The organism is Gynuella sp. (assembly GCF_050297175.1).
Lineage (GTDB): Bacteria > Pseudomonadota > Gammaproteobacteria > Pseudomonadales > Natronospirillaceae > Gynuella.
Map to the genome: position 1 here is coordinate 55,948 of NZ_JBNKSF010000018.1, position 9,642 is coordinate 65,589.

Here is a 9,642-nt window from a genome sequence, read left to right on the forward strand (position 1 = left end):
AACATAACTGGATGTATTTTTTATCCCTTTAATTTCAATAGGTTAGCTTCTATTTTTCGCACTTTTTGTCCTCCCGGGCATAACGATTGCTCTAACTGAGTGATTCCGTAGCGGCGGAAACCTAGGGCCTTTTTAGCCATAACAGGTTCGACGAAATGAGTGTAGACAGGCCTAAACAATAAAAATAATGAGCGGGCGTTCAGGGGGCGAGGCTCAGGCAGGGTGGCTGTCAAAACCACACACCTTTGCCAGCTATCGACATGGTGTTGCGGAAACAAATCTGCATGAGACAGCAGCCGCAGCCATGACTCCCAGGAAGCCGAAATGACTAAACCATCGACATAATGAACGGAGAACAACAATGACAAACTCCATATTGAACGCGGCTCCGTGGAAAGGGGCTTTTTATAATGGTGACTGGGTATCGGCCTCAGCAACGATTCCGGTCTATGAGCCAGCCACTGGAGATATTTTGACTGAAACCGGGATGGCCGGTGCAGAAGATATCCAGACGGCGGCAACCTACGCCGCCAAGGCCCAACGCGAGTGGATTAAAGTACCGCCGCGTGAACGCGCAGCAATTTTTTTAAAGGCGGCCGATTATCTGCAGCGGCATTTTGATGAATTTGCTGAACTGATTGCCCGTGAAACCGGCGGTATTATTCCCAAGGGCCAGCATGAAATGCGCGAAGCCATTTTGTTATTGCAACTGGCTTCAGGCATGACGTTGCAGCCCGATGGACTGACATTAGCCTCGACACCGGACCGTATGTCCTATGCGCGGCGGATTCCGCACGGGGTGGTTGGAGTGATATCGCCGTTTAACTTTCCATTAATTCTCTCTATTCGTTCCATTGCTCCGGCCTTGGCCACTGGGAATGCAGTAGTGACCAAGCCTGATCCACAAACACCGCTGACGGGTGGGTATCTGCTGGCGCTGGCGTTTGAAGATGCCGGTCTGCCTAAAGGTTTGTATCAGGTTTTGCCGGGCGCAGCTGAAGCCGGTGCTGCTATATGTGAAGTTCCGGAAATTGGTATGGTTGCCTTTACCGGGTCCACCGCAGCGGGTCGGAGGGTCGGTGAGACATGCGGTCGCAATTTGAAAAAAGTGGCTCTGGAGCTCGGCGGTAAAAGCTCCCTGATTGTTCTGGAAGATGCTGATCTGGATCTGGCGGCCAGTAACATTGCCTGGGGGGCATATATGCACCAGGGACAAATCTGCATGGCTTCCGGCCGCATTCTGGTTCAGGAAAGTATCGCTGCTGAATTAACAGCCAAAATCGTCGAAAAAGCCAAACATCTGCCTGTTGGAAATCCCACCAGTGGTCAAGTGGCACTGGGACCGTTGATCAATAAAAACCAATTACAAAAAGTCGATGAGATTGTTCAGGATACCGTTAATGCAGGTGCCAAACTGGAAACAGGTGGCCAATATGAGGCGCTGTTCTATGCACCAACGGTGTTGACAGGTGTTAAGCCGGGCATGCGTTCATTTGATGAAGAGATCTTTGGCCCGGTGGTGAGTATTACAACATTCAATACCGATGCTGAGGCCATTGAACTCGCCAATAACACAGAGTATGGCCTGGCCGGCGCTGTGATTTCAGCGAATATCGGTCGTGCCAAAGCCATTGGGGATCAATTGCATGTGGGGCTGATGCACATTAACGATCAGACCGTGAATGACGAATGCATCAATCCGTTTGGTGGTTGTGGTATCTCTGGTAACGGTACTTCCGTCTGCGGTCCAAGTGATTGGGATACCTATACCCACTGGCAATGGGTTACGGTGAAAAATACGCCACCGCAGTATCCGTTCTAAGGTTCCCTAAACAAACATCTCCGTTCAAACAGATTAATCGGCAATGCCTGGCATTGCTGTTTGAACGGGTTTTTGCCTGCAGAAACCAATTAAGAGTACATATATATGAAATTGCAAAATAAAACGATTGTGGTGACAGGTGTTTCATCTGGTATCGGTTCTGAAGTGGCCCGGGTTGCCCGTTATCATGGTGCTAATGTCATCGGTGTTGACCGCAATGAACCGCTGTTGACGCTCAATGAATTTTTTCAGGTGGATCTGGGTGATCCGGATGTCATTGATAAGCTGGTATCGCAATTACCGGATAGTATTGATGCGCTCTGTAATATCGCCGGTGTTCCCGGAACCGCACCCGCCGAGTTGGTGGGACGGGTGAATTATCTGGGGTTGAGGCATCTGACCGAAAGGCTACTGCCCAGTATGAATGGCGGTGGTTCGGTGGTGAATATTTCATCCATTTTGGGCATTGAGTGGCCGGAACGCCTGGAGTTACATAAATCTCTGGCTGCCGCAAAAACCTTTGCAGAAGGTGCTGCGTGGCTGAAAGAGCATCCGGTTGCCCAGGACTTCTGTTATCAGTATTTCAAAGAAGCGCTGATTGTCTGGACCGCCACTGAAGCCCAGGCCTGTTTTAACCGGTATGACGTGCGGATGAATACGGTGGCACCGGGTCCGGTCATGACTCCGATTTTGGGTGACTTTGTCAGCATGCTTGGACAGGAGCGGGTAGAGCAGGATGCTCATCGGATGAAACGTCCGGCGCTGGCTGATGAAGTGGCCGATGTGGTTGCCTTTATGTGCTCGGATGAATCACGTTGGATTTGCGGTGCCAATATTCCGGTCGATGGTGGTCTGGCAGCCACTTACCTGTAGTCATTCCCTTCAATATCAGCGGTATCGTTCTGGTACCGCCTGATCAATTCCAGCCTGGCAGTCATAACACGCAAACATGTCCTGTGGTGCGGTAATGCCTGTTGGTAATATGGCATTTTGACGAGTGGAAAAGCGGGAAGAGTTTGGTAGCATAGGGCTTGGTCCTGTCTTTATCTCAGTAGTAATGAGGGCAATCAGGTTCCATGTTCAGTTTTGGTGAAATAGCCGGGTTAAGGTGTCTCGCATAGAGCCAAACTATCTGTTGTTTGCGTTATATCAGGTGTTAACCATGACTTTTATTTCCAAAGACCGTCCTCAAACCGGCAACTCCGCCACCCCATCCTCAAACCGTCATTCTGCCACTGATACAGGCTTGATCTTTATGTTCGCGGGGCAGGGCAGCCAGTATTTTCAAATGGGTCGGGAGTTGTATGACCACGATGACATATTTCGCCATCATATGGATCGCTGCGACCGCTTGTTGAGCTTTGATCTGCGTGATGTGCTGTACAATGATGCCCATAAAGGCGGAGCGTTTGATGCCGTTGAGTGGACCCATCCGGCGCTGTTTTGTCTGGGCTATAGTCTGGCACAGGTTTTGATTGAGCAGGGATATCGCCCTTCCGGTGTGCTGGGGCACAGTCTGGGGGAATATATCGCGGCGACCATTGCAGGTATGTTTTCGCTTGAAGAGGGTTTGGAGTTGGTTGTCCGGCAGGCACAAATTCTCAAACAAACCTGTGCAGAGGGGAGCATGATTACCGTGATGGAGTCTCCCGAGTTTTATCGAAAACGTCCGGATATTTTTTTTCGCGCCTCTCTGGGAGGGATCAATTATGACGGATCGTTCTTTGTCAGTGGCCTTGCTGATGATTTGCAACGGGTTCTGGCCGCTTTGAATAGCGCTTCGGTATTTTCTGTTCAGTTACCGGTTCGCTACGGCTTTCATTCCAGTGCCATTGACCCTGCGGAGAGTGAATTCAGAAACATCTGTCGGAGTGTCCGTCTTTCCAGACCGCAGATTCCGTTTTATTCATGTGCCTTGGCGGGGGATGTGAGTAGACATGTATGGGATAGTTCTGATGAATATCTCTGGCGTATTCCACGGGGAGAGGCTCAATTTAAAACCATGGTGGAAAACAGCTTTCCGAACCCTGAGCGATATACGTTTATCGATTTGAGTGCCACAGCCACCTTGTCCGGTTTTCTGAAATATGGTTTTGGTGATCGATATACCCACCATTTTGCCATTAATCAGTTTGGCCGCAATCTGGACTCTATGGCAACTTTGCTATCTCAAATAACACCTTAAAACTAAGGCAACTCTGAAAAATACCCAAAATCTGCGATAATCCAGCCAAGAATGATCCAAATGTAGAATAGTCATGTCATCACTCAGTTATTTAGGTGCCGAGAGCCAAGCCAAGCGCAAACAAACACGTCGGGAAAAATTTCTGGCTGAGATGGAGGCTCTGCTGCCCTGGACAGGCATGGAAAAACCGATTCGGCGATATTACTCCAAATCCCTCAGAGGTCGTAAACCCTATCCGTTATCCACCATGTTGCGGATTCATTGCATGCAACTGTTTTATAACCTCAGTGACCCTGGTATGGAAGACTCTCTCTATGAAATCGCCTCCATGCGGCAGTTTGCCGGTATCACCATAGATACCGTTCCAGATGAAACCACCATTCTCAACCTTCGTCATTTGCTGGAAGAACACCAGCTGGGTCAAAAGATCTTTGACCGCATGAATACCACCCTTACTAAAACAAGGACTGACCTTCAAAGAAGGCACCATTATGGATGCCACGATCATTGCGATACCTACCTCCACCAACAACCAGGACAACGCTCGAGACCCGGAGATCCGCCAGGTCAAGAAAGGTAATGAATGGCATTTCGGCATGAAATTGCACATCGGAGTGGACAGTGCATTTGGGTTGATTCATACCCTGAAAACCACCTCGTCCAATGTCCATGGACATCACCGTGGTAGACCAGTTATTACACGGACATGAGGAGCATGTGAACGGTGATGCCCGGGTATATTGGGTCAGTGTGCCTGGAGTTAGGGTAGGGCTTCAGACATAAAGGCCATTAAATAGGGCAAATATGATCTAAGTTCGAGCTTGTTTTAAGTGGTGTTAACGATTGGCCATGTTTTAGGGTAGAATCAGAGGTTCGTTAGATGTTTTTTTTGGGGCTCTACAAATAGTTGTAAGAAGTGTTTATCATAGGAATTTATAGCGGCTCTATATGGATATATAGTGCACAAAAATCATTGGGATGTGTTTCTTATTATGTATCGGAGAGTTTTGATAGTTTCATTGATCATTATTGTTGTCGTTTCGGGTTTTATATGGACGCATAGAAATGATGATCAACGTTCCCAAGAGGAACTACAGGGGCCCCTTAATAAGGAACCTATTAATTTTAATGAGGAGCATGGTAGTAAAGGTTATAGCGATTCTCTCATGAATGATAATTTTCATGATAAGAAGATTGCTGATCCTCCAGTGCAAGAAACTGAAGAATTAATAGTAGAACGTGAATTCGAACCTTCATCTCAGGATGAGCCTGACCAGAACGACTATATATTTCTTTCTTTAAGTCCAGTCGTTGATTCTGATCTGAGCAATACTCAGAATATTCCAGATGTATTTGTGAATCATGGTGATCATTTTGATGCGAACTTATCTTTATTGCATCAATACCCTGTTGGTACAAAAATATCCGTCGAGATTTTTGGAAATTTGTACGAAGGAGCAATTAAACGTCATAAAACATTAGACTCTGGTGTTTCCAATACTCGAATTGACTTTGGATATGAGTCACCACCTAGTTATATGACTATATATTCTTATACAGATGGTAGATCTACAGGAAATATATACACAAAAGATACAAATTACACATTCTGGAACAAAGACCAAAACGGATTTTTAATAGAAGATAATAGATTGCATGAACTTTCTGGTTTTCCTCTTACAGATTAATAAGGACTGTTATATGTTAAATATAAATAAAATCGTTGTTATATCAGGCTTACTTTTGCTCTCCCGTATGGCATGCGCAACAGAAATGGGAGTTCAGTTTTATGTCGATTTCAATGTTGCAGGCACAGCATCAGAACAGAAAATTTTTCGTGAAACGTTAAGTATTTGGGTGTCCCAACTTGCTGATTACTATCAGGATAGCAATATTAACCTTCAACCCGAGATTGTAAGTATATCGTTTGGTGACTACTCAAAAGGTGAAACAGATGCTCAAAAATTGCTTGACCGAATAGGCCGTAGAGAGGGCGATTTCTCAGGATTGTTTAAGAGGGCTCATGAGTTTGGGGCTGACTATACCATTGCTATTTTCCCCACTCTTAGGGATGGAGATAAAGCCCTGTGTGGTCGCGCAGAGGGAGTACATCACTCTATTGGCCAAATAGCTTCACTTTATAACTCATATGCAGTGATGTCTAATCAAGCAGCTTGTAGGGCGAGTACATTGGCTCACGAAATTGGACATTTACAGGGTTTGGTGCACGGTGATTACGTTGCTAAAGCGTTCAAAGACAGTAGTCATACCAATGGACGATTAAATAATGACAATAGAGCAAAGGGCTGGGGAGAAGGAAACCGGGATGGTGTATTGCAAGCAAATGAGTTCGGTACAATCATGGTAGGTAATTATCAATATGATATAGAAGGACGTGTACGCTTAGCACCAGTGTTTTCCAGTCCTAACGTGTCACATGTTAATTGTGGGTCGGATAAAAAGTGTGGAGATAAAGCTAACGGTGACGCTGCTGCCGTTCTTAATAAAAATATTGAATTTTATACATCACATGCCACACCTGATGTTGACATGCTTAGTTATGCAAGTGCGAACCTGGCCTCGTGCATAAAAAACAGCTATCCGACGAGCGAATTGTCAGACAAAATTTTAAGTTACAAAGATATTGATAAAGTACATAATATCGATTGTCCCAGCCGTGATATCGACTCAGTTGCAGGGCTTGAGAAAATTACTGGTTTAGCCAACTCTTCTTCCGCATATATAAACTTAAGTAACAATAAAATTGTTAGCTTGCTACCGCTGATGAATGTGAATAAGTCTGCACGGATTAATTTAAGTGGAAATGTTGTTGCCAGTTGCCATCAGCTTGATTTATTAATGTCTGAGCATACAAACGTGGTTCGGCCATCAAGGTGTTTAAATATAGCTGCACTGATGATCGCTAGCTCTTACGCAATGCATTAGTATCTGAGATATTATCTTGAAAATAGGGGGGTTACCGGTTTGATAAAGGGTGTCGAATCCAATCAAGCCAACAGAGGTAACCCTCATAATTCATAGTACCAGTCTAATCAGTACCAATCCAATCATTATTAAACATAAAACTGGGCTGCTCAATTTAGCGGAAGAACTCTGAATACCAGAAAAAAACTTGTTGATTCGTCAGAATCGACGTGTCCCAATAAAAAGAACAAAAGCAAAAGCAATAAAAACAAATAAAAAGGAAGTAAGCGCAAATCCAACCGCACCCTAGCCAAGATTCACGCGCCAAGGTAACAACCTCTCAATATCATCAACGCTCTTCGCATTAGGTAGCTCTTTAAAAATCAGCTTTAGATATTCGTAAGGTAAGCATCAAACCAACCACACCCTACAAAACCTAAACTCTCGCACGTAATCTACACCCTCCACTCAACGGAGGTAACCAACAAGTAAAAAGGACCAAGAATAAAAAGAGAATAAAAAGGACACCCATAAACTTGAATTCAATTCCCACATCAACTAATATCCACCACCATGACCAAACCCCGTAACGAACAAGTCTCTCTGGAAGAGACATCTTTTTATCACTGCATGGTGCGCTGTGTCCGGTGGGCGTATTTGTGTGGTGTCGATTCTGAAACCGGTGAGAATTTCGATCACCGTAAGCAGTGGTTGGTATCGCGCTTGCGGTTTTTATCCTATGTGTACGCTATTGATATCTGTGCCTATGCGATCATGAGTAATCATTATCATGTGGTGCTACATGTCGATCAGGCATGCGCTCAAAGCTGGTCGGATGATGAGGTGGTGGAGCGCTGGTTGCAGTTGTATAACGGGGATGTATTGATCAATCGTTGGTTGATGGCGCGTGAGATGATGTCACCGGCTGAGCTACAAGCAGTCTCAGTCACTATCAGCCAATGGCGAGAACGGTTATGTTCGATCAGCTGGTTTATGCGGGGTGTCAATGAAACCATTGCCCGTATGGCCAATGAAGAAGACAACTGCAAAGGCCGGTTCTGGGAAGGGCGCTTCAAGTCTCAGGCTTTATTGGATGAAGGGGCATTGCTGACTTGTATGGCCTATGTAGACCTAAACCCGGTACGTGCTGCCATGGCGGATGATCTGATCGACAGTGACTTTACCTCAGTTCAACAGCGATTATTCGATTACGCCAAATACAAAACCACCCAAACCAAGACTACTACCGAACAAACACTCACCAAACGTGTTTCTAAACAGCGTCAACTTAAGCGTGAGTTAAAACTCGATCACCTGCCGGAATCTCCATTGATGCCCTTCAGTGGACGCCAGCAGGATTCCATGCACACAGCCCTTCCATTCACCCGGGAAGATTATTTCGATTTGATTGATACCACCGGTCGTTGTCTGCGAGATGACAAACGGGGTGCCATACATCCTGACACCGAAAAACTGATCAGCCGACTGGGTATCGACCCAAATCAATGGCTGAAACATGTTCAAAGTTATGGTCGGTCGTATGGAGACAGTGCTGGCTCTCGGGTTTCGTTATTGCAGTATGCAGATCGATTCAAGCGGCGATGGAGTAAAGGACTTAAGGTGTCGTCAGAGTGTTATCTTAAAACCGGTTAATCTGTTCCGTTTGTTACATCAGTACGTCTCGAAAGGTAAGAAGCTCTTTGGGTTTTTCTTCCTCTTGGTTTAGTTAGGATTGGCTCTGACTATAGAAATTTTTTCCTGATATCTCTTTTGTCCTAGTATGACAAAAATTCATAAACGCCGCTCGTTCACTTCACAGCGGCGTTACTATAAAACCGGCAGGTATTTCTCAGGACTATCTATTTAACTATCAGGTTAATAGCAGGTCAATGTACGGTGGCCTGCTGACTCTGTTGCTCAATATCATCAACAATAAACTGGAACTCGGAGTCGCCAAGTTGTTCTTTGCACTTGTCCAGTTTCATATGAATATATTGTTGTTGCTCGGCATTGTTCAGTGCTCCCTTGGATATCAATGTCTGATAACCCCGGGCAGCTGCCTGATATTGTCCGTCCTGGAAAAAGATATCTGCCTGCATCATATCCAGAACGGCTGCCAGCTTGTCACCATCTTCGGCATTCTTCATGTGATCTAATAGTTCTTGAGCCAGTTCAATGTCAGCACGTTCTGTCCGCCTGCTGAGAACACGCATGTTAAGCTGAGTCTGGTGGTTGGGGGGGGGCAGTTGATCCTGCGGCAGCTCATGAAGGATTTTTTGTTCGTAACTGATAGCCTGTTCGTGATCGTCCTGTTTGAGTGCACAATCGGACAGGACAAACCAGATCCTCGTTAAAACCGGCCACATTTTAAAGGTGCTGTATTCCTGTTCTGCCCGCAAGGCAATCTGATACAGCGAGGACCAGTCCTGTACGACCTGATAATACTCCTCGAGAAAACCCAGTGCGTTATATGCTACTGCTCCTGGCCAGCACTCTGAGCTTAACTGCCCAAGCCAGCGAGCGTACCACCTCGTATACCTATAACAGCCTGGGTTTGATCAGCAGCACTGATGGTCCGCGCACCGATGTGTCCGACATCACCACCTATGACTATGATCTCGACACCGGCCAGTTACAAACCATCACCAATGCCCTCGGCCAAGTGGTGACCCTGTCGGACTACGACAGCAGTTCCCGGCCGCAAACGATC

At 46.0% G+C, this 9,642-nt stretch carries 12 protein-coding genes and 1 pseudogene; 9 read left to right on the top strand and 4 right to left on the bottom strand.

Features of this window, described 5'->3' with window-relative positions; genetic code table 11:
* Positions 1-20: 20 nt before the first annotated feature.
* The gene (locus ACQY6I_RS07210) at positions 21-362 is read right to left on the bottom strand and encodes a hypothetical protein (protein ID WP_428240799.1); all 342 of its coding nucleotides are present in this window, start codon (positions 360-362) and stop codon (positions 21-23) included.
* Between ACQY6I_RS07210 and ACQY6I_RS07215 the strand changes: the two genes are divergently transcribed.
* Together ACQY6I_RS07215 and ACQY6I_RS07220 are read left to right on the top strand one after the other, a co-directional pair.
* Positions 362-1,822: a benzaldehyde dehydrogenase gene (locus ACQY6I_RS07215; RefSeq protein WP_428240800.1), complete on the top strand. Its 1,461-nt coding sequence runs from the start codon at positions 362-364 to the stop codon at positions 1,820-1,822. The two genes, ACQY6I_RS07210 and ACQY6I_RS07215, sit on opposite strands and share 1 nt — an antisense overlap.
* Positions 1,823-1,927: 105 nt before the next feature.
* A complete protein-coding gene (locus ACQY6I_RS07220) occupies positions 1,928-2,695 on the top strand; it encodes a coniferyl-alcohol dehydrogenase (protein WP_428240801.1) in 768 nt (255 codons plus the stop codon).
* A gap of 15 nt (positions 2,696-2,710) precedes the next feature.
* On the opposite strand, the gene ACQY6I_RS07225 is transcribed toward ACQY6I_RS07220, so the two are convergent.
* Positions 2,711-2,848 (bottom strand): hypothetical protein, encoded by a 138-nt coding sequence (locus tag ACQY6I_RS07225; RefSeq protein ID WP_428240802.1) that lies wholly within the window; start codon positions 2,846-2,848, stop codon positions 2,711-2,713.
* Positions 2,849-2,984: 136 nt separating this feature from the next.
* On the opposite strand from ACQY6I_RS07225, the gene ACQY6I_RS07230 reads away from it, so the two are divergent.
* From ACQY6I_RS07230 to ACQY6I_RS07250, 5 genes are all read left to right on the top strand, one after another.
* Positions 2,985-4,007: an acyltransferase domain-containing protein gene (locus ACQY6I_RS07230; RefSeq protein ID WP_428240803.1), complete on the top strand. Its 1,023-nt coding sequence runs from the start codon at positions 2,985-2,987 to the stop codon at positions 4,005-4,007.
* Positions 4,008-4,080: 73 nt separating this feature from the next.
* Positions 4,081-4,587 (top strand): transposase, encoded by a 507-nt coding sequence (locus ACQY6I_RS07235; protein WP_428240804.1) that lies wholly within the window; start codon positions 4,081-4,083, stop codon positions 4,585-4,587.
* Positions 4,499-4,717 carry a transposase gene (locus ACQY6I_RS07240; protein ID WP_428240805.1) on the top strand — a complete coding sequence of 73 codons (219 nt, stop codon included), beginning with the start codon at positions 4,499-4,501 and terminating at the stop codon, positions 4,715-4,717. Before ACQY6I_RS07235 ends, ACQY6I_RS07240 begins: the two co-directional genes overlap by 89 nt.
* Before the next feature lie 297 nt (positions 4,718-5,014).
* A complete protein-coding gene (locus ACQY6I_RS07245) occupies positions 5,015-5,695 on the top strand; it encodes a hypothetical protein (RefSeq protein ID WP_428240806.1) in 681 nt (226 codons plus the stop codon).
* Positions 5,696-5,708: 13 nt separating this feature from the next.
* Positions 5,709-6,953: a M12 family metallo-peptidase gene (locus tag ACQY6I_RS07250; RefSeq protein ID WP_428240807.1), complete on the top strand. Its 1,245-nt coding sequence runs from the start codon at positions 5,709-5,711 to the stop codon at positions 6,951-6,953.
* Positions 6,954-7,238: 285 nt separating this feature from the next.
* Here the strand turns inward: ACQY6I_RS07250 and ACQY6I_RS07255 are convergent.
* Positions 7,239-7,325, bottom strand: a pseudogene (locus tag ACQY6I_RS07255) (hypothetical protein); the annotation flags it as partial.
* Between the two features lie 180 nt (positions 7,326-7,505).
* Here ACQY6I_RS07255 and ACQY6I_RS07260 point away from each other — a divergent pair.
* On the top strand, positions 7,506-8,585 hold the full coding sequence (locus ACQY6I_RS07260) for a transposase (RefSeq protein ID WP_428240808.1): 1,080 nt from the start codon (positions 7,506-7,508) through the stop codon (positions 8,583-8,585).
* Positions 8,586-8,818: 233 nt separating this feature from the next.
* On the opposite strand, the gene ACQY6I_RS07265 is transcribed toward ACQY6I_RS07260, so the two are convergent.
* Positions 8,819-9,298, bottom strand: a complete 480-nt coding sequence (locus tag ACQY6I_RS07265; RefSeq protein WP_428240809.1) for a hypothetical protein — start codon at positions 9,296-9,298, stop codon at positions 8,819-8,821.
* Positions 9,299-9,402: 104 nt separating this feature from the next.
* Between ACQY6I_RS07265 and ACQY6I_RS07270 the strand changes: the two genes are divergently transcribed.
* On the top strand, positions 9,403-9,642 hold a 240-nt coding region (locus ACQY6I_RS07270), incomplete at its 3' end, for a hypothetical protein (RefSeq protein WP_428240810.1).